The sequence below is a fragment of the Pseudomonas sp. GT1P32 genome (genome assembly GCF_054897805.1).
Map to the genome: position 1 here is coordinate 580,161 of NZ_CM142704.1, position 26,445 is coordinate 606,605.

General features: G+C 58.5%; 18 protein-coding genes. 5 read left to right on the forward strand and 13 right to left on the reverse strand.

Annotated features, from left to right (window positions below; genetic code table 11):
• Positions 1–42 precede the first annotated feature (42 nt).
• Positions 43–2,580: a PAS domain-containing hybrid sensor histidine kinase/response regulator gene (locus ACYZUC_RS02770; RefSeq protein WP_461993350.1), complete on the reverse strand. Its 2,538-nt coding sequence runs from the start codon at positions 2,578–2,580 to the stop codon at positions 43–45.
• 119 nt (positions 2,581–2,699) lie between these two features.
• Between ACYZUC_RS02770 and ACYZUC_RS02775 the strand changes: the two genes are divergently transcribed.
• Together ACYZUC_RS02775 and ACYZUC_RS02780 are read left to right on the forward strand one after the other, a co-directional pair.
• Positions 2,700–3,809 carry a PilT/PilU family type 4a pilus ATPase gene (locus tag ACYZUC_RS02775; RefSeq protein WP_461996806.1) on the forward strand — a complete coding sequence of 370 codons (1,110 nt, stop codon included), beginning with the start codon at positions 2,700–2,702 and terminating at the stop codon, positions 3,807–3,809.
• A 139-nt stretch (positions 3,810–3,948) separates the two neighbouring features.
• Positions 3,949–7,800: a hypothetical protein gene (locus tag ACYZUC_RS02780; protein ID WP_461993352.1), complete on the forward strand. Its 3,852-nt coding sequence runs from the start codon at positions 3,949–3,951 to the stop codon at positions 7,798–7,800.
• Positions 7,801–7,818: 18 nt separating this feature from the next.
• Here the strand turns inward: ACYZUC_RS02780 and ACYZUC_RS02785 are convergent, their stop codons facing one another.
• From ACYZUC_RS02785 to ACYZUC_RS02830, 10 genes are all read right to left on the reverse strand, one after another.
• Entirely contained in the window at positions 7,819–9,774 is a 1,956-nt protein-coding gene (locus ACYZUC_RS02785; RefSeq protein ID WP_461993354.1) for an acetoacetate--CoA ligase, read from the reverse strand.
• Positions 9,775–9,911: 137 nt separating this feature from the next.
• Complete coding sequence (hbdH, locus tag ACYZUC_RS02790) at positions 9,912–10,685, reverse strand: 3-hydroxybutyrate dehydrogenase (RefSeq protein ID WP_008033792.1); 774 nt, start codon at positions 10,683–10,685, stop codon at positions 9,912–9,914.
• 7 nt (positions 10,686–10,692) lie between these two features.
• Positions 10,693–12,084 carry a GntP family permease gene (locus tag ACYZUC_RS02795; RefSeq protein ID WP_461993356.1) on the reverse strand — a complete coding sequence of 464 codons (1,392 nt, stop codon included), beginning with the start codon at positions 12,082–12,084 and terminating at the stop codon, positions 10,693–10,695.
• A 297-nt stretch (positions 12,085–12,381) separates the two neighbouring features.
• Positions 12,382–13,797, reverse strand: coding sequence for a sigma-54 interaction domain-containing protein (locus tag ACYZUC_RS02800; protein WP_461993358.1), 1,416 nt, complete (start codon positions 13,795–13,797; stop codon positions 12,382–12,384).
• 119 nt (positions 13,798–13,916) lie between these two features.
• Positions 13,917–15,497: an ABC transporter ATP-binding protein gene (locus ACYZUC_RS02805; RefSeq protein ID WP_461993360.1), complete on the reverse strand. Its 1,581-nt coding sequence runs from the start codon at positions 15,495–15,497 to the stop codon at positions 13,917–13,919.
• 14 nt (positions 15,498–15,511) lie between these two features.
• Complete coding sequence (locus ACYZUC_RS02810; RefSeq protein ID WP_461993362.1) at positions 15,512–16,534, reverse strand: ABC transporter permease; 1,023 nt, start codon at positions 16,532–16,534, stop codon at positions 15,512–15,514.
• Positions 16,534–17,595, reverse strand: a complete 1,062-nt coding sequence (locus ACYZUC_RS02815; RefSeq protein WP_008029533.1) for a microcin C ABC transporter permease YejB — start codon at positions 17,593–17,595, stop codon at positions 16,534–16,536. Before ACYZUC_RS02815 ends, ACYZUC_RS02810 begins: the two co-directional genes overlap by 1 nt.
• Entirely contained in the window at positions 17,595–19,463 is a 1,869-nt protein-coding gene (locus ACYZUC_RS02820; RefSeq protein ID WP_461993364.1) for an extracellular solute-binding protein, read from the reverse strand. Before ACYZUC_RS02820 ends, ACYZUC_RS02815 begins: the two co-directional genes overlap by 1 nt.
• A 136-nt stretch (positions 19,464–19,599) precedes the next feature.
• Positions 19,600–19,881 carry a peptidylprolyl isomerase gene (locus tag ACYZUC_RS02825; protein WP_008029538.1) on the reverse strand — a complete coding sequence of 94 codons (282 nt, stop codon included), beginning with the start codon at positions 19,879–19,881 and terminating at the stop codon, positions 19,600–19,602.
• A gap of 85 nt (positions 19,882–19,966) precedes the next feature.
• Positions 19,967–20,848 (reverse strand): esterase/lipase family protein, encoded by an 882-nt coding sequence (locus tag ACYZUC_RS02830; RefSeq protein ID WP_461993366.1) that lies wholly within the window; start codon positions 20,846–20,848, stop codon positions 19,967–19,969.
• Positions 20,849–21,194: 346 nt separating this feature from the next.
• Between ACYZUC_RS02830 and ACYZUC_RS02835 the strand changes: the two genes are divergently transcribed.
• Positions 21,195–22,886: a colicin-like pore-forming protein gene (locus ACYZUC_RS02835; protein ID WP_461993368.1), complete on the forward strand. Its 1,692-nt coding sequence runs from the start codon at positions 21,195–21,197 to the stop codon at positions 22,884–22,886.
• On the opposite strand, the gene ACYZUC_RS02840 is transcribed toward ACYZUC_RS02835, so the two are convergent.
• Positions 22,883–23,242 carry a hypothetical protein gene (locus tag ACYZUC_RS02840; protein ID WP_461993370.1) on the reverse strand — a complete coding sequence of 120 codons (360 nt, stop codon included), beginning with the start codon at positions 23,240–23,242 and terminating at the stop codon, positions 22,883–22,885. The two genes, ACYZUC_RS02835 and ACYZUC_RS02840, sit on opposite strands and share 4 nt — an antisense overlap.
• A 235-nt stretch (positions 23,243–23,477) precedes the next feature.
• Positions 23,478–24,554 (reverse strand): 3-deoxy-7-phosphoheptulonate synthase, encoded by a 1,077-nt coding sequence (locus ACYZUC_RS02845; RefSeq protein ID WP_461993372.1) that lies wholly within the window; start codon positions 24,552–24,554, stop codon positions 23,478–23,480.
• Between the two features lie 627 nt (positions 24,555–25,181).
• Between ACYZUC_RS02845 and ACYZUC_RS02850 the strand changes: the two genes are divergently transcribed.
• Together ACYZUC_RS02850 and ACYZUC_RS02855 are read left to right on the forward strand one after the other, a co-directional pair.
• The gene (locus ACYZUC_RS02850) at positions 25,182–25,940 is read left to right on the forward strand and encodes a carbon-nitrogen hydrolase family protein (RefSeq protein WP_461993374.1); all 759 of its coding nucleotides are present in this window, start codon (positions 25,182–25,184) and stop codon (positions 25,938–25,940) included.
• A complete protein-coding gene (locus ACYZUC_RS02855; RefSeq protein ID WP_461993376.1) occupies positions 25,940–26,383 on the forward strand; it encodes a GNAT family N-acetyltransferase in 444 nt (147 codons plus the stop codon). The genes ACYZUC_RS02850 and ACYZUC_RS02855 overlap by 1 nt, the downstream gene beginning before the upstream one ends.
• Positions 26,384–26,445 lie beyond the last annotated feature (62 nt).

Consider the following 26,445-nt stretch of genomic DNA (forward strand, 5'->3'; position numbering starts at 1 on the left):
ATGGCTATGTGGGTGGATCGGGGCGCGCGATTATGCCTCAACTCACTCGGGTTGGCCGATCATCGTGCGAATCTTGTTGGCCAGCAGGTCAACCGAAAACGGTTTGGCCACCATGTCCATGCCTTCCTCAAGGAAGCTCTGACGCTCGGCGGCCATTTCCGCGTAACCGGTCATGAACAGCACTTTGAGCTCCGGACGGTGCTGACGGGCGATTTCTGCCAATTGCCGACCGTTCATGCCCGGCAGCCCGACATCGGTTACCAGCAGATCGACCCGCAGACCGGATTCGAGCAGGGGCAGGGCGGTCTTCGCATCTTCGGCCTCGTGGGCGCGATAACCCAGCTCCTTGAGCAGGTCGAACACCAGCATGCGTACCGCCGGATCATCTTCCACCAACACCACGGTTTCCCCGGCTATCGCCGAGGGGGCCTCGCCGATGACCGGCGTCAGCACATCTTCCGGCTCCACCTCGTGCAAGCGCGGCAAGAACAGGCGCACGCTGGTGCCCTGGTCCGGCAGGCTGAACAGGCTCACGTGACCGCCCGACTGCTGGGCAAAACCGTAGATCATCGACAAACCCAGCCCCGTGCCCTGGCCGATAGGTTTGGTGGTGAAAAATGGATCGAACGCCTTGGCCAACACTTTCGGGGTCATGCCGGTGCCGTTGTCACTGACGGCGATCATCAGGTAATCCCCGGCCTTGACGGGTTCCAGAATGTTGATGTCGCTGCTGTCCAGATAGACATTGGCGGTTTCGATACGCAACTCGCCGCCATCGGGCATGGCATCCCGCGCATTGATCACCAGATTGAGCAGGGCGTTTTCCAGTTGGCTGACGTCGGTACTGACCGGCCAGGCTTCATCGGCCAGTTGCAGTTTCAGCTCGATGTGGTCGCCCTTGGTGCGGCTGAGCAAATCTTCCAGAGAATGAATCAGTTCGTTGGCGTTCAGCGGCTTGCGGTCCAGCGACTGGCGTCGGGAGAAAGCGAGCAGGCGATGGGTCAGGGCGGCCGCGCGGTTGGCTGACGACACCGCCGCTTCGGTGAAACGGCCGATCTCGGCGGTACGCCCATCGGCGATGTAGCGCTGCATCAGGTCGAGGCTGCCGATGATCCCGGTGAGCATATTGTTGAAGTCATGGGCGATGCCGCCGGTGAGCTGGCCGACCGCTTCCATTTTCTGCGCATGGCGCAGGGCATCTTCGGCGCGCTCGCGTTCGAACATTTCGTTTTGCAGGCGCTGGTTGGCTTCGGCCAATTGCTGGGTACGGGCGGCGACACGTTCCTCAAGGGTTTCATTGAGGTTGCGCAAGGCTTCTTCGGTCTGTTTGCGCTCGGTTTCGTCGATCACGAAAATGTAGAAACCGTTCACCGCGCCATCCGGCCCGTGGCGGGGCAGGTAATTCATCAAGGCTTGTCGGGTGCTGCCATCACGATGCGGCGTGCTGATACTGAAACAGCAGGCTCTGCCCGCCAGCGCTTCGGCGATGTATTCGGCGCGCAAGGCGTAGGCTTCTTCACCCAGCACCTCACGAATGGTCCGACCGTAAAGCTCTTGGGGCGTCAGGCCGTACCAGTCGAGGTACGCCGCGTTGTTCAGGCGAAAGCGTTCCTCGCTGTCGACGTAACTGATCAGGATCGGCATGGCGTTGATGATCAGTTGCAGCTCGGTCTGACTCTGACGCAAGGCCTGTTCGGTGTGTTTTCGTTCGGTCAGGTCCAGCGCGGCGCCGAGGAAACGGATCGGCCGGCCATGGTGATCCTTGTAACAACGGCCCCGGGCAAACACCCAGCGCAACTGGCCGTCGGGTTGCAACAGGCGATATTCCTCGGCGTATTCGCTGCCCTGAGTGATGCAGTGCTTGATGCCGCGAGTGACCATCGCGCGGTCTTCCGGATGCACGGCTTCGAGATAGTCGCTGATGGGCAACTGGCTGGCGAGTAGCGGGTCGATGCCGTGCAATTGGGCGAAGTGCGCGTCGGCAATGAAGCGGTCTTCGCCGATGTCCCAGTCCCAGGTGCCGACGGCGTCAGTGGCGGCCAGCGCCAGTTGCAGGCGTTCCTCGGTCTCGCGCTGTGCCTTCAGACTGGCGGCCGAGCGCTGCTCCAGTTCGAGGGCGATGCGTCGACGTTCATTGGTTTCAATGGCTGTGACCAGAATCCCGGCGACTTCGGTGTGTTCATCGCGGATCGGACTGTAGGTCAAATCCAGCCAGAAGTCGGAATCATTCCCGTCGCGTTGCAGGGTGAAGCGCTGTTCGCTGTAAGTCCGCACCTGGCCTTGTAGGACGGCGCTGTAAATCGGGTCGGTAAAGTCTTTGAGTTCTGGCCAGATCTGGTGCGTCGGTTGTCCGAAAGCGTGCGGATGCTTGCTGCCGGCCAGCAGCGCGAAGCCGTCGTTATAGATCTGCGTAAGCTGCGGCCCCCACAACAACAGCATCGGCATCGGTGAGTGAATCACGATGTCCACCGCTGTGCGCAGGCTTTGCGGCCAGGCACTGGCGGCGCCGAGCGGGGTGCACGTCCAGTCCAGTCTGGCAATCAAGGCCTGGGCATCGCTGCCGGTGGGTACTGCGTTCATCAAGGTGTCCTGCACGTCGGTCGGGGTGACGGCGTCTACTATCCTATGGCGGTAGACGCTGAATGACCGATTTTTCGGGTCATTTCTGTTCATTGAATGCTTCGCGGGTGTTTTTTGCCATGGAAATCGATGCGCTGTTAAAGACTCTGTCCAGCCAGGAGGGTTCCGATTTGTACCTGTCCACCGGCGCGCCACCCTGCGCACGGTTTGACGGTGTACTCAAACCCTTGGCCGACCAGCCGTTCAAACCGGGGGAAATCGCCGCGATTGCCGCGTCCATCATGGACGCCGAACAGCGACTGGAGTTCGATCGGGAACTGGAGATGAACCTGGCGATCTCGTTGGCGGGTGTCGGGCGCTTTCGGGTCAATATTTTCAAGCAACGTAACGATGTGTCGATTGTGGTGCGCAACATCAAGCTAGACATTCCGCGTTTCGAAGACCTCAAGTTGCCACCCGTGCTGCTGGAAACGGTGATGCTCAAACAAGGGCTTATGCTGTTCGTCGGCGCCACCGACTCGGGCAAGTCGACCTCGCTGGCGGCGTTGATCGATTACCGCAACCGCCATAGCAGCGGGCATATCGTCACCATCGAAGACCCTATCGAGTACATCCACCGGCACAAAAAATCGATCATCAATCAGCGCGAGGTCGGCGTCGATACCCGCAGTTTTCATACCGCGCTGAAAAATACCCTGCGCCAGGCACCCGACGTGGTGCTGATCGGTGAGATTCGCGACCGCGAGACCATGGAGCATGCGCTGGCGTTTGCCGACACCGGACATTTGGTGATTTCCACCTTGCATGCCCACAACGCCCATCAGGCGCTGGATCGCATTATCAATTTCTTCCCGCAAGAACGGCGGATGCAATTGCTGCATGACTTGGGCAACAATCTTAAAGCCTTCGTTTCCCAGCGTCTGGTGCGCACTCGTGACGGTCAGCGCAGGGCGGCGGTAGAAGTGATGCTGGGATCGCCGACCATTGGCGACTTGATACGGCGCAATGAGCTGGACGAACTTAAAGGCATCATGGAAAAGTCCGCCGAGCTGGGGATGCAGACCTTCGATGGCGCACTGTATGCACTGGTGGTGGACGGTGTGATAAGCGAGGACGAAGCGTTAAAAAATGCGGATTCGCTGAATAATTTAAAGTTACATCTCAAGTTGCACAGGGACGGAGCTTCGATATTAAGTTCGTCCAGTGATGAATGGGGGTTGGCCGATTGAGTGCAGGCGTCGCTTGAATTTTGTTGGATCTAATGTTTGAAATGTTTCCTTGTGGTTTTTTGCTGTTTGGTTGCTCATGAATAAGTAAGGATTCGGTTGTGCTTAACCAGTCGAATAATAAAATTCATGAGGTTGTTTTATGTGTGAAAAGTTTAAATATAAAGACTATCAAGTTGCCGGTTCAGTTTCCGAGGTGCAGTATCAGTGGTTAAAGGCCGATGCTGCCGAGCGACAATCCGTACTAAGCCTGTTGCCAACTATTATCGATGAGCAAGAGGGCGACGGGGATTACAGTTGGCAAGGCTATGAGTTGGAATTGGTAGAAGGGTCTTCGCTTCATGAAGTCCATATGCCTGGCCGAGAGGCGTGGAATCACCTGGCCAACTACACGGTCGTGATGGATGAGCTGCGTCGTCACCGCCCCGAGAACATGGCGGCAACCCGAATTAATGAAACCAGTGGGTTGGAGATATTTCGAAAAGACAGTGCAGTGTGGGAAGTCGTCGACGTGGATATCGTCCACGAGTCCCACTACTACCAGAAGCTGCTGGTGATCGGGGATATTGCCAGGCAAACCGGTGGTTACGTTTATACCGAGGATTTAGTTGATGTGGAGCAATGGCTGAAGTTTCATGGCCTGGCAGTCCCTCGAAATGCGAGCGAAGTAAAAAACCTGATTGCGCTATTCGAGTTTGATCCTGATGTTGATGAGTTGGGTAACTATTGGGGCCAGCTCGTTTCGGATGACCCGTCGTTAGCAGTCTTGTCGAGTGAGCAACGTACTGCCATTCGGCAGGCCACCCCGCTTGTCGCCAATAACACCAAACTGCTGGATAAGTTGTACCGCGAAACGGGCCGCGGCCTGGCGACACACGATAACGCCGCTGAACGGATGGTTCAGTTGGTCAAGCATCCTGTGGCCCAAGCCAGCGCCAGGGCACTGCTGGAGGCGTTGGACTGGTTCGGTGCGCAATCCGGGCAAGATGTCTCTTCGCAAGATCTCGAGCAACTGCTGATAACCAGTCTGTTGCTGGACCTTTATCCGACTCTCGGCAGCACCCAGGACCGCAAGAGTATCGGTGGTTTCGCTTTATATACGCCGACCAATGTCGAGCGCTCGCCAGCCATGGTGCGCGAAGAGTTGCAGGCCTTTCTCCATACCAAAGGCTGGGTTGATCCTGCCGCTGCGCCGCTGGCGTGTCACCTGCTGCTGGCGGAGATCGCACCGGAATTTCTGGTCAGGGGCGTTCCATCGGCACTGACGATGGGCTCGGTTGCCTGGTTGACCTTTTGCCATGGCGTTGCCCTGGCGGAAGCGGTCAGGAAGGGCGCATCACGTGTGCTGACGTATGCGCAAATCATGGCGTATGTCGAATTGGAGCCTGTGAGCGAACCGCTGTCCCGACTGCGGGATTTGGCAATGATTGATCCAATTGTTGACTGGGCACTGATGAATGGAGTTATCAGCGCAAGCGAACTCACTCAAGCGGCGAAGGAAACCACGGAGCAGGCAATCACGGCGTTCCAGGAATACGCGGAGAACTTCACCCATCTGGCGCGCGTCTATTCCAGCCCCATGCCCAACCGCGAAACCATCGCGCGTGAAGCGTTGCAAGGCGCAGTACCGGAGTGTGATTTCCTCGACGATAAAGTGCTCTATCAACACCCCGGTCTCTATGCATCCCCCAACCCCATGTCGATGGTCGGCTTGCACATGTCGGGAGATCTGACGGGAGGCCAGTGGGATTTTCGTGCGGTCTTTCCCGACGAAGTTATTTCCAAAACACCTGATTTACATGCCGGACTGACCAATTACAAAAGGCCAACCTATTACGATCCTTCCGTCACCAGCCTTTATAGTCGCTTTCCAAGGTTGCTGAGACTGCCGCCCAACAATGTCGAATACCATCGCCTATTACGGGATTATCACGGCAATTTGAATAAAGCGCTGATGACCAATGTGAAGTTGGCCCTTTCACACATGCTTCCCCATGATCTGGAAATCTTTCTGAAAGGCAAGATCAGCTTTTTTACCATCCGCTTTCCGGCGACGGGGACGATGTCGGGTTCCAATCCATTTACGCCGGTGTCTTACTCAATTGACTACGAAACACAACGCGGTAACGATGCGGCCAGGGGGCGCTTTGGCATTGTCATGTTCGCTACCCTCGGAAAAACGGCCGCGTGTTATGAATTGTTTACCTTGCGGGGTGAAATGCGGAAAAACAACACGCTCGCCACGCTGATCATCTCAACAGGTAAATTGCGGGCCGCCGCGAGAATGGATTTTAACGGGGATCTGAATGCTCACCTGACTCCCCAGCCTCCCGAATTGTTGCCGCTCTCCATTATTGAATACACGGATGGGATGGTCGCTGAGAATGACGGCACTAGCTCCATGGCAATTATTGAAAAGCTCGGTGAACTCTCATCGCCGGCGTCTGTGGTGGCGCGGCAGCAGAGTACCTACCGTAATTTCGATAATCTGCAGTTGGTGCGAATTGCCGAGTTCGTTGTGAGCAATCATCCGTTCCGCACATTTGACGAAATCGAATCAATGGCCACCGTGCCGACAACGCTTGAAAGCGAACGAAAAAAGGGCGAAGAGACTGCAGAGTTCCTCGTAAATCTGGCGGTTCCCTTTAAAAAATGCGTCGAGGATTTATCTTCCGGGGAATACAACAAGATGGTCGACGGGGTCTATGGTTGTGTCATGGACGCTATTGCTGTTGGAGGTGCCTTCGTGGGGGCGGGCTCCGCAGCGCTGAGCATCTCGTCGAAGGCGATCTCCATGTCATCCAAAGCCGCCCGCCTGACAAAGCTGGCCTTCGTGACGTCCGTTTCCCTGTTCAACCCCGTGGATGATGTGCCAACGGTGTTTTACGGCGCCGGGAAACTCATCCATAAAGGCGCGTTACGTTTCAGCAGGCAGGCGCAAGAGCTTCTCGGGCTTGCGAAGTCCCAGTTGGGCAGACTCCATGGCAGCCATAAATCCTATGACCTGGTCCGCGCAGCCAACAACCTGCATACCGGACAGGGTAACTGGCGCCCCCGTGGTGCAATCGGTGAAACGCTCACGGTGGTGGCGGCGCGCAACAATTTTCAATGGTATGCCCTCGACCGCCTGGGCAAAGCCTGGGGACCAAAACTGAACAACTTTGCCTATGTGGCCCCTGTCCGCTTGCCCCGGTCCACCAAGACATTGCCCGTCAGTTATACCCGACAGTTCATCGAGCAAAGCCTGCCTCGGGCCCGGACCAAAATCGAAAACGCGATCAATGTCATGACCCATCATGACTTCGAGGCACAATGCAAGCTGGTCATCAGACTGCTGATGGGAAGCGACTCGAACGAGGCAATCAGTCGCTTGGTGAATTATCTGAGAGCGATCAGAGCAGACTTTGCGGGCGTGTCCATCAGTAACTTCCTTCTCGATCCGCTCAAGGACACCCACCACATTGCTGCTTTCGACACGAGCGCCTACCAGCAGTGGAAAAGTGCAGCCGGGCCATCCGATACCACGTTCATTGAAATCTATACCGCCAATCTCAACAGGCACTTCATCGGTCTGGGGTTCAACCATGATGTGGTCGCAGACGACTTGATCCATGAGTTGTTTCACGGACCTGCGCAGATCGGTGATGTCGCCTATGCCCGCGACGCCGGTAACGTTGGCGGTGGACAGTCGCTGGATGTGTCGGCGCTGCTGAACCTTGCCTCCGGGCAGCTTGCGGTGACCGATGAAGGCAATGATCTCCACGCCAGTTCCAAAGCCTTTGAAAACGCCGACTCACTGGCAGTGGCCACTTCGCTGTTGAGTCAGTTGTACACGGACAGGAGTGGGTATGAGCGCAATATGGCCTTGCTGCAAGATGCACTTGAAGCAAATCCCGATAGCGCAATCGGCGATCCGGTGCGGATCACGCTGAACAACCCTGGCGTGACAGCGCAAAGGCCTGCGTCAGGCAGGCCTGGTACGCACGTTGGATAAAACAGAAGCGCAAGCCGTTTAAAAAGCCAGTTCCGGCCGATCCCGAAATTGCTCGAGCGCTTCGGGATTGGCCAGCGCATCGGTGTTTTTCACCGGCTCGCCATGCACCACATTCCTGACCGCCAACTCGACCACTTTGCCGCTGATGGTGCGCGGAATGTCCGTCACCGCGACAATCTTCGCCGGTACGTGGCGTGGCGTGGTGTTGGCGCGGATGACCTGGCGAATCTGCTGTTGCAGCGTCTCGTCCAGTTCGACCCCCTCGACCAGCCGCACGAACAGCACCACCCGCACGTCGTCTTGCCATTGCTGACCGATGGCCACGCTGTCGGTGACTTGCGGGACTTTCTCCACCTGACGGTAAATCTCCGCCGTGCCGATGCGCACGCCACCGGGGTTGAGTACCGCATCCGAGCGCCCGTGAATCATCATCGCGCCGTGAGCCAATTGTTCGGCGTAGTCGCCCTGGGCCCAGACGCCGGGGAACAGGCTGAAATAAGACGCGCGCAGTTTTTCCCCCGTCGGGTCGTTCCACAGGCCGACGGGCATGGCCGGAAAGTGTCGGGTACAGACCAGTTCACCTTTTACGCCAACGACCGCACGGCCGGCATCGTTCCAGACTTCGACCGCCATCCCCAGGCTCTTGCCCTGGATTTCGCCGCGACGCACCTCCATCAGGGGATTGCCGTTCACGAAACACGAAACGATGTCGGTGCCACCAGACATCGACGCCAGGCACAGGTCGGCTTTGAGGTCACGGTAGACGTAGTCGTAGCTTTGCGGCGATAGCGCAGAACCGGTGCACAACAGGGTTTTCAGCGTGCCGAGATCATGGCTTTGCCGAGGCTTCACGCCGTTGCTTTCCAGGGTCGCGAGGTACTTGGGACTGGTGCCGAACACGCTGATGCGCTCGTCATCGATCAGGTCGATCAAGCGCTCCGGGCCGGGATGAAATGGCGAGCCGTCGTACAGCACCACGGCGCTGTCGACGGCCAGGGCCGACACCAGCCAGTTCCACATCATCCAGCCGCACGTGGTGTAGTAAAACAAGCGGTCGCCGGGCCCGAGGTCGCAATGCAGGCCGTGTTCCTTGACGTGCTGCAACAGCACGCCGCCGGTGCTGTGGATGATGCATTTGGGCACGCCGGTGGTGCCGCTGGAATAGAGGATGTACAGCGGATGGGCGAAAGGCACGGCAACGAAATCCGGCTCGCCGCCCGGTTCGTAGAACGCATCCCAAAGCGTCACGCCTGCGTGGGTGCGGAAGTCTTTGATGTGCGCCTGGGGTCGTGCGTAAGGCACCACGATCAGCTGTTGCAGCGACGGCAGGCGTTCAAGGATTTCGTTGACCTTGGCGCGTTGGTCGATGTCTTTGCCGGCATAACGGTAACCGGCGCAGGTGATCAGCACTTTCGGTTCGATCTGGCCGAAGCGGTCGATGACGCCCTGGGTGCCGAAGTCCGGCGACGAGCAGGACCAGATGGCCCCGAGGCTGGTGGTGGCGAGCATGGCGACCAGGGTTTGCCAGGTGTTCGGCATGCACGCGGCGACTCGGTCGCCAAGGCCGACACCGACGGCGATCAAGCTGTTTTGAAAACCGGCGACATGCTCGGCCAGTTCGGCCCAGGTCAGTTGTTCGCGCTGGCCGTTTTCGCCAATCGCAATCACGGCGACGGCATCGTCACGACGGCGCAGCAAGTGTTCGGCAAAGTTCAGGGTGGCGCCGGGAAACCACTGGGCGCTGGGCATGTGGTCGCCTTCGATCAGCACGGCGTCCGGTTGTGTATGGAAACGGATATCGAAGAAATCGACGATGGCTTGCCAGAAATCGACCCGTTGGTCGATGGACCATTGGTGCAAGGCGGCGTAGTCGGCAATGTCGAGGTGGTGGCGCTGATTGATGGAGCGCCGGAAGGCGTCCATGCGGGTCTTGGCGATGCGTTTGGCGTCAGGTTGCCAGAGGATGTCGGACATTTTTTGCCTCTTCTTTTATCTTCAGATCCATTCGCGGGCAAGCCTCGCTCCTACAGGTATTGCGTTGCTTTTGTAGGAGCGAGCGGTGCGGCGATCCGACTTGCCCGCGAAGAACGATAACGCGGTCTATCGCCCAATCACTGCGCCAACCACCCACCATCTATATTCCACGCCGCGCCCCGCACCTGGCTACCGGCCTCACTGCACAAAAACAGCACCAGCTCACCCAGTTGCGGCGGCGTAACGAACTCCAGCGACGGCTGCTTCTCGGCCAGCAAATCGTGCTGCGCCTGCTGCGGATCAACCCCTTTGGCAATGCGGTCGTCAATCTGCTTCTGCACCAACGGCGTCAACACCCAGCCTGGGCAGATTGCGTTGCAGGTGACGTTGGTCGTGGCGGTTTCCAGGCCAACCACCTTAGTCAAACCGATCACCCCGTGCTTGGCCGCCACGTAAGCAGCCTTGCCCACCGAACCGACCTGGCCATGCACCGAGGCGATATTGATAACCCGCCCCCAACCCTTGGCGCGCATGCCCGGCAGGCTCAAGCGGGTGCTGTGAAACACCGACGACAGGTTGATCGCAATGATCGAATCCCAGCGCTCCACGGGAAAATCTTCCACCGACGCCACGTGCTGAATGCCGGCGTTGTTGACCAGAATGTCGACGCCGCCGAACTCGCGCTCGGCGTAGGCGATCATGTCGGCAATCTGCGCCGGGTCGCTGACATCGGCGGGGTGATGACCGACCTTGCCGCCGAACTGCTCAACCTCGGCAATCACTGTGGAGGCATCGCCGAAACCGTTGAGAATCAGGTTGGCGCCAGCCTTGGCCAGGCTGAGGGCTATGCCCAGGCCGATGCCGCTGGTGGAGCCGGTGACCAGTGCGGTCTTGCCTGAAAGAGTCGTCATGAATACCTCACACAATGCCAGTGGCGTAGAAAGTACCGATCACCACAAAAACCGCCAGGGTCTTGATCAGCGTAATACAGAAAATGTCTTTGTAGGCTTCGCGGTGGGTCAGGCCGGTCACCGCCAGCAAGGTGATGACCGCGCCGTTGTGCGGCAGGGTGTCCATGCCGCCACTGGCCATCGCGGCGACGCGGTGCAGCACTTCCAAGGGAATGTTGGCCGCATGGGCCGCAGCGATGAAGTCATTGGCCATGGCCGCCAGCGCGATGCTCATGCCGCCCGATGCGGAGCCGGTGATGCCGGCCAGCAAGGTCACGGTGATCGCTTCGTTGACCAGCGGGTTGGGAATGCTCTTGAGCCAGTCGGCCAGCACCAGGAAGCCCGGCAAGGACGCGATCACCGCACCAAAACCGTATTCAGACGCGGTGTTCATCGCCGCCAGCAATGAACCGCTGACCGCACTTCTGCTGCCCTCGGCCAACTTGCCGCGAATCGCCTGGAAGCCGAACACCAGCACCATGATGATGCCGACCAGCAACGCAGCCTGAACTGCCCAGATCGCCGTGAGTTTGGCGACATCGGTGGTTACCGGTGCGGCCATGCCCGGCAGCGCGAGGCTGTGGGTCTTGCCGTACCACTGGGGAATCCACTGGGTAAACAACAGGTTCATGATGCCGACGGCCAACAGCGGCGACAGCGCGATCCACGGGTTGGGAAGTTTGATGTCGGCAGCGGTTTCCGGCTCGTTGCGCAGTTCGGTGCCGTAGCCTTCTCCCGAAATCTGAGCCTTGTTGCGCTGGCGCTGCAGAAACAGCATGCCGGCGCAGACCACGAAGATTGCGCCGATCAAACCCAGCCACGGCGCCGCCCACGCGGTGGTGTTGAAGAAGGTGCTGGGGATGATGTTCTGGATTTGCGGGGTGCCGGGCAGGGCGTCCATGGTGAACGAGAAGGCGCCGAGAGCGATGGTCGCCGGGATCAGGCGCTTGGGAATATTGCTCTGGCGGAACATCTCGGCCGCGAACGGGTAGACCGCAAACACCACCACAAACAGCGACACGCCGCCGTAAGTGAGCAGGGCGCAAACCAGCACGATCACCAGCATCGCCTGGCGGGTGCCGAGCAGGCGAATCGCCGCCGCAACGATGGAACGCGAGAAACCCGACAACTCAATCAGCTTGCCGAACACTGCGCCGAGCAGGAACACCGGGAAATACAGTTTGATGAAACCAACCATTTTCTCCATGAACACCCCGGTGAAAGCAGGGGCGACGGCGGAAGGGTCGGTGAGCAGGACGGCGCCGAGGGCGGCAATCGGGGCAAAAAGGATAACGCTGTAGCCACGGTAGGCCGCGAGCATCAGCAGCGCGAGGGCTGCCAAGGCAATGATCACACTCATGGTGTGTCTCCTGGATTGTTATTTTTGTGGGGTGAAACGTTGTGAGGGAGGGCTTTAGCGAGATTTGTGCCAAGGTGGCAACATGTTGAAATATAAGGATATTTATTGATTTATTAGAGAGGGATGAGAGTGTTTGTCTCTATTTTGAGATTTTTTGTAATGTTGAGGGCCTCATCGCCGGCAAGCCGGCTCCTACAGGGTGTGTGTTGTGAATGCGATTTCCTGTAGGAGCCGGCTTGCCGGCGATGAGCGCGCAGCGCTCCGAGGGGTTGTCTAATAATGGAGATGTATGTCTCTTTATGGAGACTCCGCAATCCCCAACGCCACCATCTTCTTGTACAACGTCGACCGCCCCAGCCCCAGCCGCGCCGCCGCTTCAATCACCTTCCCCCCGCATTGCGCGAGGGCTGATTCAATCAACTGCCGGTCAAACCGTTCACGCGCCTCACTGAACGTCTCGTGTGCAACCGACTCAACCTTTAAAGGCGCCACACGCTCCACCGGCGTAAACGTACCAATCGCCGCGCGGATATCGGTCGCGTTCAGCATCAGATCGTCACTGAGCAATGCCGCCCGTTCCAGCACGTTGCGCAACTCGCGAATGTTCCCCGGCCAGGCGTGTCGGGCCAGCAACTCCAGGGCCTCGCGGTTCAGCTCGTGCTGACTGCGCAGCTCTTCAAGAATGGCCTCGCTCAAGGCCGGCAAATCATCGAGACGATCACGCAGCGGCGGCACCTGGATCGGCAGCACATTGAGGCGGTAATACAAGTCGGCGCGAAACTCGCCGCGTTTGATCGCCGCTTCAAGGTCGGTGGAGGTCGCGGCGATCACCCGCACATCGCTTTGAATTACTTCGTTGGAGCCGACCGGTTCGAATTCCTTTTCCTGCAACACCCGCAGCAGCTTGCTTTGCAGGGGTAGCGGCATGTCGCCGATTTCATCGAGAAACAGCGTGCCGCCCTGTGCAATCTGCAACTTGCCGACGCGGCCCTTGCGATCGGCGCCGGTAAACGCGCCGGGGGCGGTGCCGAAGAATTCGGCCTCGAGCAGCGCCTCGGGAATCGCTGCGCTGTTGATGCTGACGAAAGCCTTGTGCGCACGGGGTGATGCGCCATGAATCGCCTGCGCCAGCAGCTCTTTGCCGGTGCCGGTTTCGCCGAGCAGCAAAACCGGAGAATCCGCACTGGCGCTGCGTCGGGCGCGGCGTTTGACTTCGAGGCTGGCCGCGCTGGTGCCGATAAAATGCGCGAAGTTGTACTTGGTCTGCCGTGCCCGCAGCAGCGAGCGGGTGGAGGCCAGCTCTTCCTGCATGCTCATGTAGCGTTTGAGCATCGGCGACAGGCTGCGCAACTCATCGAACAACGCAAAACCGATGGCGCCGATCACCACGCCGGCATCGTCATGGATCGGCAGGCGCATCACCACCAATGGTTCTTTGGGGGTGTCCTGCATGTCGAGCAGAATCGGGCGGCCGGTGCGCACCACTTCTCGTAGCAGGCTACCGGGGATCACACTTTCGCAGGCCTTGCCGATGGCCACTTCCGCCGATTCCAGACCGAAGCGTCGGGCATAACGTTCGTTCATCCAGACGATGTTCGCGTCGCGGTCGACAATCACCGTGCCTTCGCTGGACTGCTCGATGATCTCGAACAGCGAACGGATCGCCAACAGACGAACGCGCTGGTAGTCCTTCAGGCTTTCGGTGGTGTTCATGGGGTCATGTCCAGAATGTGTGTGTCTGTGCGGGCCTCTTCGCGGGCAAGCCTCGCTCCTACAGGGGATCGCGTTCACCTGTAGGAGCGAGGCTTGCCCGCGAAGGCAGCGACGCGGTTTTATGCCTGCTGCAGATGCGCCGCCGCCAACAGCTCTTTGGTGTACGGATGCTGCGGTGAATCGAACACGTCGTGGCTGGCGCCGCTTTCCACCACTTTGCCGTCCTTGATCACAATCATGTCATGAGCCAGGGCGCGCACCACCGCCAGGTCGTGGCTGATGAACAGGTACGTCAGGCCGTGTTTTTCCTGAAGCTGGCGCAGCAGCGCGACCACTTGCTTCTGCACGGTGCGGTCCAGCGCCGAGGTCGGTTCGTCCAGCAGGATCAGCGCCGGTTTCAGCACCAGCGCCCTGGCGATGGCGATGCGTTGGCGCTGGCCACCGGAGAATTCGTGGGGGTAGCGATGACGGCTTTGCGGGTCGAGGCCGACTTCCTGCAGGGCCCGAATCACTTCGGCCTTGCATTCGTCTTCCGTCAACTGGCTATGCACTTCCAGGCCTTCACTGATGATTTGTGCCACGGACATGCGTGGGCTGAGGCTGCCGAAAGGGTCCTGGAACACCACCTGCATTTTCTTGCGCCATGGCCGCAGTTGCTTTTGTGTCAGGCCATCCAGCGCCTCGCCCTGAAAGCGAATGCTGCCTTCGGAGTCGAGCAGGCGCAGGATCGCCTGACCCAGTGTCGACTTGCCCGAGCCGGACTCACCCACAATGCCCAATGTCTTGCCGCGCTGGACATTCAGGCTGATGCCGTCCACGGCATGTAAGTACGTTTTGCGCTGAAACAGCCCGCCACCGAGGGGGAAGCGCACGCAAAGATTGTCCACTTCCAGAACGTTCTCGCGCTCGTCACGGGGCAGCGCCTGGCCTTCCGGTTCGGCGTTCAGCAGTACGCAGCTGTAGGGATGTTTCGGCTCGGTGAACAGCGTTTCGCACGGCGCCTGTTCGACGATTTCCCCGGCCTTCATCACGCACACACGCTGAGCGATGCTGCGCACCAGATTGAGGTCATGGCTGATCAGCAGCAATGACATACCGAGCCGCTGTTGCAGGGACTTGAGCAGGATCAGGATCTTGCGCTGCACCGTAACGTCGAGCGCGGTGGTGGGTTCGTCGGCGATCAACAACTCCGGCTCGCAGGCCAGCGCCATGGCGATCATCACCCGTTGCCGCTGACCGCCGGAGAGCTGATGCGGATACGCCTTGAGCCGCTCTTTGGGCTTCTGGATGCCCACGAGGTGCAGCAGCTCCAGAATCCGCGCCTGCGCGGCTTTGCCGGTCAGGCCCTTGTGTAGCAGCAGGGTTTCACCGATCTGCTTTTCAATGCTGTGCAGCGGATTGAGCGAGGTCATCGGCTCCTGGAAGATCATGGCGATGCGGTTGCCCCGCAACTCTCGCAAAACCCTGGACGAAGCGCCGAGCAACTCCTTGCCGCGATAGCGGATGCTGCCGCTGGTTTCGGTGCCGGTCTCGGGCAGCAGTTGCAGGATCGAGTGCGCGGTCACCGATTTGCCGGAACCCGACTCACCCACCAGCGCCAGGCACTCACCGGGGCGGATGTCCAGGCACAGGTTGCGCACCACGGTCTCGCCGCTGAAGGCCACGCAGAGGTCACGGATTTCGATCAGGTTGTTACTCATATCAACAGTCCGCGTCAGGATCGAGGGTCAAAGGCATCTCGCAACGCCTCGCCGATAAACACCAGTAAAGACAGGATCAGCGCCAGGGTGAAAAACGCAGTCAGCCCCAGCCACGGCGCTTGCAGGTTTTGCTTGCCCTGACCGATCAACTCGCCCAGCGAGGCACTGCCGGCCGGCATGCCGAAACCGAGGAAGTCCAGCGCGGTAAGCGTTGAAATGGCCCCGGTCAAAATGAACGGCAGGTAGCTCAGCGTCGCGTTCATCGCGTTAGGCAGGATGTGCCGCACGATGACTTTGCGGTCGGTCAGGCCCAGTGCCCGCGCAGCCTTGACGTATTCGAGGTTGCGCCCGCGCAGGAACTCGGCACGCACCACGTCCACCAGTGCCAGCCAGGAAAACAACGCCATGATCCCCAGCAGCCACCAGAAATTCGGCTCGACAAACCCCGACAGAATGATCAGCAGGTACAGCACCGGCAGCCCTGACCAGACCTCCAGCAAACGCTGGCCGATCAGGTCGACCCAGCCACCGTAATAGCCTTGCAGCGCGCCGGCGGCGATGCCGATCAGTGCACTGACAAAGGTCAGCATCAGCGCAAACAGAATCGACACCCGCGCGCCGAAAATCACCCGTGCCAACACGTCGCGAGCCTGGTCGTCGGTGCCCAGCCAATTCACGTTCGACGGTGGGCTCGGTGCCGGTTTGTTCAAGTCATAGTTGGGCGTGTCGTCGCTGAACGGGATCGGCGGAAACAGCAACCAGCCGCCGTCCTTTTTGATCAGCTTCTGTACATAGTCACTGCGGTAATCCGCCTGGAACGGCAGTTGCCCGCCGAACTCCTGCTCGGTGTAGCGCTTGAGCACCGGGAAGTACAACGAGCCCTGATAACTGACCACCAGCGGTTTGTCATTGGCGATCAGTTCGCCGCCGAGGCTCAGCAGAAACAGGCCGACAAATAGCCACAGCGACCACCAGCCACGACGGTTTTTCTTGAATCGGTCGAAACGGCGACGCGCCAACGGCGAAAGCTTGAACATCAGGCATTCCTCGCGGCGAAGTCGATACGCGGGTCGACCAGCGTGTAGCACAGGTCGCCGACCAGTTTTATCAGGAGGCCGAACAGCGTGAAAATGAACAGCGAACCGAACACCACCGGATAATCTCGCGACACCGCAGCTTCATAACTCATGCGGCCCAGGCCATCGAGGGAGAAGATCACCTCGATCAGCAATGAGCCGGCGAAAAATACGCTGATGAACGCCTGAGGAATGCCCGACACCACCAGCAGCATGGCGTTGCGGAACACGTGGCCGTACAGCACGCGACGTTCGCTCATGCCTTTGGCGCGCGCCGTGACCACGTACTGGCGGGTGATTTCATTGAGGAAGGAGTTTTTGGTCAGGATGGTCAATGTGGCAAATCCACCGATGACCAGCGCCGTGACCGGCAACACCAAATGCCAGAAATAGTCGGCGATCTTGCCCACGGTGGACAGGGAATCGAAATTGTCCGAGACCAGGCCGCGCACCGGAAACCAGTTCAGCGACGTGCCGCCGGCGAACACCACGATCAGGAACATCGCAAACAGGAACGCCGGCATCGCGTAGCCAATGATGATCGCGGTGCTGCTCCAGATATCGAATTGGCTGCCGTGGTGCACGGCTTTGCGGATGCCCAGCGGGATCGATACGAGATAGGTGATCAGCGTGGCCCAGAGCCCGAGGGAAATGGTCACCGGCATTTTTTCGAGGATCAGGTCTGTGACCGTGGCGCCGCGGAAAAAGCTTTTGCCGAAGTCCAGTCGTGCGTAACTGGTGAGCATCAGCCACAGCCGTTCATGGGCCGGTTTGTCGAAGCCGTATTGCTTTTCGATTTCCTTGATCAGTTGTGGGTCGAGGCCGCGACTGGCTCGCGAACTGCCGCTCATGACCTCGCCGGAACCGCCGCCTACGCTGGCGCCGCCGATGCCTTGCAGGTGCGCGATGGCCTGTTCCACCGGGCCGCCCGGTGCGGCCTGAACGATGACGAAGTTGACCAGCAGAATGATCACCAGGGTCGGAATGATCAGCAGCAGGCGCCGCAGAATATAAGCCCACATCAGTGCGGCCCTCCGGGTTTGCCGCGCTTGATCAGTTCGGCGGTCATCTGTTGGTTGGTCAGCGGCGTGGTGCTCACTTCCCACCAGCTCTCGATGGCTTCGTCATTGGCGGCTTGCACGCTGGGAATGCCGAAACGGTTCCACCACACGGTCGAGCTGCCCGGCGGGTAGTAGTTGGGAATCCAGTAATAGTTCCATTGCAGTACCCGGTCGAGGGCATGGGCGTAGTGCAACATGTCGGCCTGGGTGGTGGCGCGGACCAGGCCGTTGACCAGCGTATCGACCGCCGGGTTCTTCAATACCATGTAGTTGTTGGAGCCCGGATCGTTGGCCGCTGCCGAACCAAAATAGTTATTCAACTCGTTGCCCGGCGACGTGGTGACCGGGTAGCCGGTGACGATCATGTCGTAATCCCGGGACATCAGGCGATTGACGTATTGGGAGGAGTCGATGCGGCGGATGTTCAGGTCGATGCCGATCTGCTTCAGCGTGCGCTTGTAAGGCAACAGCAAACGGTCCATCCCGTTCTGACTGACCAGGAAGGTAAAGCTCAGCGATTGGCCCTCGGCATTCACCAATTGATCGCCATCGGGCTTCCAGCCGGCCTGTCCGAGCAAGTCCAGCGCTTGCAGTTGTTTGTCACGGATCACGCCACTGCCGTCGGTTTTCGGCGCTTCGAAGACTTTGGTGAACACCTCGTCGGGGATCTGCCCGCGCAGCGGTTCGAGAATCGCCAGTTCAGCGGCATCCGGCAGGCTGCGGGCGGCGAGGGCGGAGTTGGAGAAGAAGCTCTGCTGGCGGATATACATATCTCGCATCATCTGCCGGTTGCTCCATTCGAAATCCCACAGCATCACCAGTGCCTGGCGGACGCGGCGGTCCTGGAACATCGGGTTCTGCAGATTGAACACAAAGCCCTGGGCCGGTTGCGGCGCTTCTCTGGCCAGGTGCGCCTTTTGCAGGCGACCGTCGCTGAGGGCCGGGCTTTCGTAACCGATGGAGTAGGCGGTGGCGGAGAATTCGCGGTTGTAGTCGTAGGCGCCACCGCGCAGCACCTGACGCGCGACATCGGTATCACCGAAGTACTCGATGCTGAAGTGATCGAAGTTGTACAGCCCGCGGCTGACCGGCAGGTCCTTGCCCCACCAGTCCGGATTACGTTCGAAGGTGATGCTGCGTCCGGAGTCGACCTTGCTCACCTTGTACGGGCCGCTGCCCAGTGGGGGCTCGTAACCACCACCACCTGCGAAATCGCGGGTTTTCCACCAGTGCTCGGGAAACACCGGCAAAGTTGCGATGTCGAGGGGCAGGGTGCGGTTTTCGTTGCTTTTGAAGTCGAAACGCACCGTCAGCGGGGATTCCACCTCGACGCCTTTGACGTCGGCGAACTGGGTGCGATAACGCAGGCTGCCCTGGGTCATCAGCAGGTCGAAGGTGTAGCGCACGTCTTCGGCGGTGATCGGCTTGCCGTCGGCGAAGCGGGCCTTGGGGTTGAGGTAGAAGCGCAGCGATAACCCGTCATCCGAACGCTCCATCTTCTGCGCCACCAGGCCGTAAACGGTGTAAGGCTCGTCCTGCGAGCGCTGGGCCAGCGGCGAATAGATCAAGCCGTCGATCTGCGTCACGCCGATGCCTTTGTCTATATAAGGCAGGACATGGTCGAAATGCCCGATCTCGATCGCCGAGCGACGCATCGTGCCGCCCTTGGGGGCTTGCGGATTGGTGTAGGCAAAATGACTGAAGCCGGCCGGGTACTTGGCCGGTTCGCCGTAGACGGTCAGCGCGTGTTGCGGTGCGGCGTTCACACCGGCGGCGCCCAACAACAGGGTCACGGCAGTGAACAACAAAACAGGGAAAGCCAGTCGCATTTTCAGCCTTAGAGCCGGGTGATCGATAACCGCAATTTGTACGCTAGCGGCGCGTCCCTCGCCAGTCGTATCACGTACCCGAAACACGACGGCCCACCAAAAGGCGGGCCGTTGTGCTTGAAACTACGCGAATGACTCAGTCCTGACGGCTGGTCACTTCGAGCAAGTGGTAGCCGAACTGGGTCTTGACCGGGCCTTGCACGACGTTGATCGGTGCGCTGAAGACCACGGTGTCGAATTCCTTGACCATCTGGCCCGGACCGAACGAACCCAAGTCACCGCCCTGACGGCTGGACGGGCAAGTGGAGTTGGCTTTGGCAACTTCGGCGAAATCGGCGCCAGCCTCGATTTGGGCTTTGAGTTCGTTGCACTTGTCTTCGCTGGCAACCAGGATGTGACGGGCAGTGGCTTTAGCCATGGAAAAATACTCCTTTTAATGTTCAGTAAAGTGCGCAGCCTACCGGATTCAGTGGTCCATTTCTTCTCAAAGTTCCTTCAAATGCTTACAGGCCAGCCTTTCGCAGGCGTTCGGCGTGCTGCACATACAGATCAATCGGGTCGATGTCTTTGCGAACCCGACCGACTGTCTGGTTGATGCTGTCCAGGTGATCCAGCGGATAGTCGGAGCGGATCACCTTGCCCAGATGAGAACTGAAGCGGCCGACCATGCCGTCGTTCTGTTCGGCCTCGATGGTGAAGTACCTGGCAAAAGCACGGGAGCACCCATTCAGTGGGTCAAGCGCGTTGAGCCCTTCATCGAGGAGGTAGCCCTGCAGGGTTCCGCTCCAGGAATAGTAGCGAACGCCGTTGACCCGCTCGCTGCCCTTGCCGCCCCAAGTCTTCGGCAGCCCTTGAGGGTACTTCTCGTTAAACGCGCTGACGCCTTCGGTGGTCAAGGCATTGAGCGCCGCGATTGCGTTTTGCGGCAGGTGGCGGTCGCCACTCAACAAGGACAGGAAGTCCGCGAACAACGTGGCCACCGTATCGGCGACCTGCTCCGGCAGTTGCCCAGGCGTCAGCGCCTTGCGCAGGAAATCCGCCAGTTCCGAGCCATGGTTGGGCCCGCTGACCGAGGTCACCGACGCAACGATTTGCGGCGCTATCGCTGCGGCATAACGAGCGGCCAGTGCTCCCTGGCTGTGCCCGATCAGGTTGACCTTGTCTGCACCGGTGCCTTCCAGCACCCGTTCGATCTGTGCCAGAAGCTGGTCACCTCGCGCCTCATTGGTATGGGTAGCCGACAGGTGCGGGATGAACACTCTGGCGCCGGAGCTCCTGAGGGTTTGCTTGATGTCATGGAACAGCTCGAAAGGGCCGATCCGATCGAAACCAAACAGGCCGTGGACCAACAGGATGGGATGGAGGGTGCTTGCATTCCGTTGCATGTTCATACCTTTTCGCGGGAGTTCGTGAGTGTGTCCGGGGCTCACTCTAAAGCACTCGGACGTTTGCGCGATGTATGAAAAAGCCGCTGTGAATGGGTGAAAACGGAATAGGTGGTGTGCGAAACCTCGCATGTGAGCGAGGCCTTAATCGGAATGTTTCGACATCTTTTTATCTGGTTCGTAGTTGTTTTGATCAATGACCTACCACGCGGAGCGTATTTAGCCGGGCAGTTCGAAGCGCTCTCCTGACATCACGGATTTCCTTTATGAGATTGAATAGGTTTCGTTCGATGCCGACCTGTGGGATGGCGTCTTTTCAAAGGACTGAGATAAAGGGAATTTGCACATGTCAGACAAGGACGAAGGATTCGTTCGCGGGGAGCCGTACAACATCAAACCCTCGTTCATTAACGGTGATCGCGAGCAGACATTCGGGGCTGGCGGTGGTGGCGGTTACATCGGAAACAACAGCGGTTGGGGGCTTCAGGAAGGGCCGCGTAGAGGGCAAGGAGGTCCAAGCAGTATTCGAGACCTTCCTGGGCCGAACGTCATGGCCGAGTTTGCGAACGTTCAGGTCGCCGACCAGCTAGAGATTGATAACGAATACAACGCACGATTCAACACGCTGTTTGCAGATACCGAACGTGAACTGGAGGAAAGGAAGAAGGCTGCCAAAGCGGGGCAGATTCTAGCTGTCGCTGAGTCTGCCGCCAGGGACCAAAAGGCCGCTCTGGATCTTATCGATTCCAAAAAGTCACAGTACATCTCCACGGCGCCCGGTATCTATGGGCTTTACGGTCAGAGTCCTTACTTTCTGATGGAGGTGTTACCGCGTCGAAAAATAAGTGAGGTCCTGACTTCCCCTTACCATGATCCCTATGCGCTCTATAACCTGTATGGCCTGTTTAACAATGTCTATAAGTCGGCAATGGAGCTCAAGAGGCTCTCGCTCTCGGTGGATGTTCTGGCGGGCAAACTTGCAGAGCTGGCCAGTAAAAGAAATGAAGCAGAGGCGGGTATTCCTTTAGATGATGAGGTATGGCTGACTGCGCAGGATCAGCGCCTTGGCGACATCGGTCTGGAACGGGATATCCACGCTCAGCAACTTCCGGCGTTTCTACAGGCGGAATTAATTGCGGCAGCGGGTTCGGTGGCAGGCCTGACACCTACTCAAACCCTGACCCATTACAAAGTGACACTGGAGCGCATGGCAGCGAACAAAATCGCTGCGATGAGGCCCGTACAGCCGACCGAACCTTATCGGATTAATGGCCTGACCATCAATTTCACCTTGAACAATCCGAAAATCAAAGCGCCCTTGAGCAAGCCGGAACTGGAGGCGCTGAATGAGCTGGTGTACCTGCAAAACAATACCCCGATAGGGACCAAATGGCTTAGTTACCACGATGCGTTGTTGAAGGCTGAATCTGCACGGCATCTGACGGCGACTTCAAATGCGTTTGGCGGGCTGGTCGAGCGTGCGAATGATGCGGAACAGATTAAGAATGCGATCAAGTTCACGGCGGACTTTTACAAGGAAGTGACTGAAAAATTTGGTGAGAAAGCTTCAGCGCTCGCAAAGGAGCTTTCTGCAAGCGCCAGAGGAAAGAAAATTCGAAATGCCGAAGAGGCAATTAAAGCCTTTGATCAATATAAAGATGTGTTGGACAGGAAGTTTGGCGTCAAGGATAAAGAAGCGATTGTCAGGGCTATCGACTCGCTGGATAAGGACATGATGGCAAGGACTCTGGAAAAATTTGGAAGAGGATTCGGCTTGGCAGGTCATGCCATAAATTTCCGCGATCTGACTATAGAGGCGAAAAAGTCAGCGGAAAGTGGGGATTGGAAGCCGTTTTTTATCAAGGCGGAAACCGTCGTCGCAGGTCAGGCGGTCGCAGGCTTGTTAGCGTTCATGTTTGGTTTTACGGTCCTGACTCCCGTGGGAATCCTGGGGTTCGCTTTGCTGATGGCGGTTACAAGCTCACTTATAAATGATGAGTTAGTTAGCAAGGTGAACGAGTTTGTCATAAGTATTTAACGCGAGGAGGGGGGCGCTTTAGTCGCCCCCCTATTAAAAATCATATAGGTCAGGTAGATGCTGCCAATAGGGATTGCAAATGCTATGCAAAAAAATGCAAATAATGCAGTGACTCCAGAAATATCCGAATAGTGGAGGAGAAATGCTTTTTTCCAGAAGATGGGGCTCTTGAATCTGTAGGCAGTTGCCTGTATCAGATATCTGGACAGTGGATACAGTAGAGTGCTGAGCACCATGAATATGACCAACCGAACATCTTTGTAGAACAACTCGTCACCCGTATAAAAAGCAACGATGGCTACAATCAGAAACAGGAAGCCTGTCAGAGAGTTTTTCACGAAATACTTTTTGTCCATCCTTGACCTCATTACTACCGAATGACGAAGGTGTAGCACCGGCTCATATCAAGCCAGTGCCGCTTGTTTTCAGTCTGCTGATTTGCATCCATGCATAATCATTCAGAAGCCCTCGCCACTCATCGCTCGGGCACTCTGTGCAGTCAGCGGTCATGATTTCAGACTTGAGGGCACGATCAAACCTCAGCGTGTCAATCGGTCCCTGAAAGTCTCCGGAAAACCGCGTCTAAACATTTCAAATTTTGCGTTGCGTGCGCAACCGATCCGCCGCTGAACGCAACAACGCCTCGGTCCCCACCCAGCCAAGGCAGCCATCCGTCACCGAGACACCGTACTGAAGCGACGGACTCAGCGGCTGGCAACCCTCGAACAAATGGCTTTCGATCATCATCCCGATCAGCGAGCGATCACCTTGCAGGCGCTGCTCAAGCACATCGTTGAACACCGCTGGTTGACGTAGCGGGTCTTTGCCGCTGTTGGCGTGGCTGCAATCGACCATCATCCGGGCCGGGATCTTCAGCTTGGTCAAATCACTGTTCACCTGGGCGATGCTGGCGCGGTCGTAGTTCGGGCCGCGATGACCGCCGCGCAATACGAGGTGAGTGTCAGGGTTGCCGGGAGTCTGGATGATTGCGGGATGCCCCTGACTGTCGACACCGAAATGTCGGTGCGGATGAGCGGCCGAGCGCATGGCGTCACTGGCAACACCGACGCCGCCATCGGTGCCGTTCTTGAAGCCGACCGGCATGTTCAGGCCGCTGGCCATTTCCCGGTGGATCTGCGATTCGGTGGTGCGGGCGCCAATGGCGACCCAACTGAGCAGGTCGTCGAAGTATCCGGCGGCCATCGGTTGCAGCAGTTCGGTGGCAATCGGCAGGCCGAGTCGAAGCATTTCGCGCATCAGTTCCCGTGACAGGGTCAGGCCACCGGCCATGTCGTCACTGCCGTCCAGGTGCGGATCGTAGGCCAGGCCTTTCCAACCGACGGTGGTGCGGGGTTTTTCGACGTAGGCGCGCATCACCAGCAGCATTTCATCGCTGACGTCGGCGGCGAGGCGGGCGAGGTGACTGGCGTATTCGAGGGCGGACTGCGGATCGTGAATCGAGCAAGGACCGACGATGACCAGCAAACGGGAGTCTTCACCGTTGAGAATCGCGCGGACCGCATCGCGGTGGGCGGCGACTTGCCGGGTCAGGGCGTTGCTGAGCGGCAGTTGCTGTTTGAGTTGCAGTGAGCTCGGCAGGCGCAGGGTCAGCGCTTCATTGGCAGGGCTCAGGGTGGACAGTGGCAAAGCAGAGACGGACGAGTTCATGTTCAGGCTTCCTGGGCGGGCGGCGGGTTCGTTCCCGCACGCTCGGCCCTACTGGGGTGTTCGACAATTGGCCGGATTGGCTGCGTGTGTGTGCTTGCCACCTGTGGGTGACCGATCGGAGGCGGCAGGCTGTCCCGAGCGGAGGCTGCTAAATCGCCAGGCGGTAAAACTGTCGTGACGGTAATAAGTGGCGTAGTTCATGTCGTGAATCCTCAAAATGTCTGTGTTGTTGCTAAAAAGTGTGGGGGCTGAAAAAACAAAACCCCCGGTCGGGAGGCCGACCGGGGGTTGAGAATTCTCTGGTGGCGACCCGTTTAAAGTGGGCGCCGTGTGGGTATCAGGCGCGCCAGTGGCTAAACCAATACCCAAAATAAAAGCTGACCGGAGCGCAAACGACATTCACCCGGGCAGCCGCAACCGAGCGCGGGGCGCTGGCGGTACGAAGCTGTGAGAGGGCGTTGAACATGGTCTGTCTCCGATGGATGCGCCGAGCTTACTAGAAGCCGGTACACGGATTCAATCACAAATTGCTATCGATCAGCCGCGGCATTTTCTATCGCTTGAGTGCGTCGGCGGTTGTGACACACTCGCCGTTTAAACAAAAACACAACGTCACAAGGACGAACCATGACGACGCTGACCATCGCCGCCGCTCAATCGATCTCTATCGCTGGAGACCTGGCCGCCAATATTGCGTGGCATCAACGCTTCATGCAGGTGGCGGCGGAGCAGGGCGTGCAGTTGCTGGTGTTTCCGGAACTGTCGCTGACCGGGTACGAGCGTGGGCTGGCGGCTGAGCTGGCCATTGCGCCGGAGGATGCGATGCTGAAGCCATTGCGCGATTTTGCGCAGGAAGTCGGTGTAACGACCGTGGTCGGGATGCCTATTCGTCTGTCGGAACATTCGCCGGTGTTGATTGGGGCGCTGGTACTGGGCGCCGATGGTTCGCTCGGGGTCTACAGCAAGCAGCATCTGCATCCCGGCGAGGAAATAGCGTTTGCACCGGGCACTGGCGGTTCGCCCCTGACTATCGGCGGCGACACGATCGCTCTGGCGGTATGCGCCGATTTCTCCCACGCCAGCCATGCGGCGGCAGCGGCGCAACAGGGTGCCGACCTGTATGCCGCGGGCGTGCTGATCACTGAAAACGGCTACGCCCCCGATACGGCGTTGTTGCAAGGCTATGCCGTCACGCACTCGATGGTAGTGCTGATGGCCAACCATGGCGGTGCGACGGGGGGCTGGGAGTCGGCAGGACGCAGCGCCATCTGGGCGTCGGACGGTTCGCTGATCGCTGCCGCACCGGGCGTCGGCAATTTGCTGGTTGTTGCCCGCCGGAATGCCGACGGCTGGACCGGACAAACAATCGCCATCGCGGAGGCCTGATGGGCTTCGAATTACGTCCGGCGACGTCGCAGGACCTCGACTTTGCTCGTGAACTGACCTGTAAAACCATGCTCCGCTACTACATTCAGCACGATCTGCTGTGGCAGGACGAGGCCTTCGATGTGGCCTGGGCGGGGCGGGAAAACTGGCTGATCGTCCGCGATGATGTACGGCTGGGTTATGTAAGCCTGAGTCGGGATTCAAGGGCCTTGTACATCCGTGAGTTACACGTGCTCGAAGCGTTCCGGGGGCAGGGCGCCGGTTCCTGGGCGATCGATCAGGTATTGGCACTGGCGTGCAAGGAACGACGCCCGGCGTTGCGCCTGACGGTTTTTGAAAATAATCCGGCGAAAGCGTTATACGAGCGAAAGGGCCTGGCAGTGGTCGGCAAAGACGAGTGTTTCCTGAGAATGCAGCGCGATGTCGATGCCTCGTATCGCTGAAACACGCATAAGACAAGCCTTTCAAGATGTATTGAAACTTTTTATATGACGCTTGCCGCTAG

Bases quoted from the DNA above. Each gene is read 5' to 3' on its own strand.
- ACYZUC_RS02780 (WP_461993352.1), top strand. From the start codon at position 3,949: ATGTGTGAAAAGTTTAAATATAAAGACTATCAAGTTGCCGGTTCAGTT.
- ACYZUC_RS02785 (WP_461993354.1), bottom strand. From the start codon at position 9,774: ATGTCCGACATCCTCTGGCAACCTGACGCCAAACGCATCGCCAAGACC.
- ACYZUC_RS02770 (WP_461993350.1), bottom strand. From the start codon at position 2,580: ATGAACGCAGTACCCACCGGCAGCGATGCCCAGGCCTTGATTGCCAGA.
- ACYZUC_RS02800 (WP_461993358.1), bottom strand. From the start codon at position 13,797: ATGAACACCACCGAAAGCCTGAAGGACTACCAGCGCGTTCGTCTGTTG.
- ACYZUC_RS02805 (WP_461993360.1), bottom strand. From the start codon at position 15,497: ATGAGTAACAACCTGATCGAAATCCGTGACCTCTGCGTGGCCTTCAGC.
- ACYZUC_RS02825 (WP_008029538.1), bottom strand. From the start codon at position 19,881: ATGGCTAAAGCCACTGCCCGTCACATCCTGGTTGCCAGCGAAGACAAG.
- ACYZUC_RS02815 (WP_008029533.1), bottom strand. From the start codon at position 17,595: ATGTGGGCTTATATTCTGCGGCGCCTGCTGCTGATCATTCCGACCCTG.
- ACYZUC_RS02835 (WP_461993368.1), top strand. From the start codon at position 21,195: ATGTCAGACAAGGACGAAGGATTCGTTCGCGGGGAGCCGTACAACATC.
- ACYZUC_RS02845 (WP_461993372.1), bottom strand. From the start codon at position 24,554: ATGAACTCGTCCGTCTCTGCTTTGCCACTGTCCACCCTGAGCCCTGCC.
- ACYZUC_RS02810 (WP_461993362.1), bottom strand. From the start codon at position 16,534: ATGTTCAAGCTTTCGCCGTTGGCGCGTCGCCGTTTCGACCGATTCAAG.
- ACYZUC_RS02820 (WP_461993364.1), bottom strand. From the start codon at position 19,463: ATGCGACTGGCTTTCCCTGTTTTGTTGTTCACTGCCGTGACCCTGTTG.
- hbdH (WP_008033792.1), bottom strand. From the start codon at position 10,685: ATGACGACTCTTTCAGGCAAGACCGCACTGGTCACCGGCTCCACCAGC.
- ACYZUC_RS02795 (WP_461993356.1), bottom strand. From the start codon at position 12,084: ATGAGTGTGATCATTGCCTTGGCAGCCCTCGCGCTGCTGATGCTCGCG.
- ACYZUC_RS02855 (WP_461993376.1), top strand. From the start codon at position 25,940: ATGGGCTTCGAATTACGTCCGGCGACGTCGCAGGACCTCGACTTTGCT.
- ACYZUC_RS02840 (WP_461993370.1), bottom strand. From the start codon at position 23,242: ATGGACAAAAAGTATTTCGTGAAAAACTCTCTGACAGGCTTCCTGTTT.
- ACYZUC_RS02850 (WP_461993374.1), top strand. From the start codon at position 25,182: ATGACGACGCTGACCATCGCCGCCGCTCAATCGATCTCTATCGCTGGA.
- ACYZUC_RS02775 (WP_461996806.1), top strand. From the start codon at position 2,700: ATGGAAATCGATGCGCTGTTAAAGACTCTGTCCAGCCAGGAGGGTTCC.
- ACYZUC_RS02830 (WP_461993366.1), bottom strand. From the start codon at position 20,848: ATGCAACGGAATGCAAGCACCCTCCATCCCATCCTGTTGGTCCACGGC.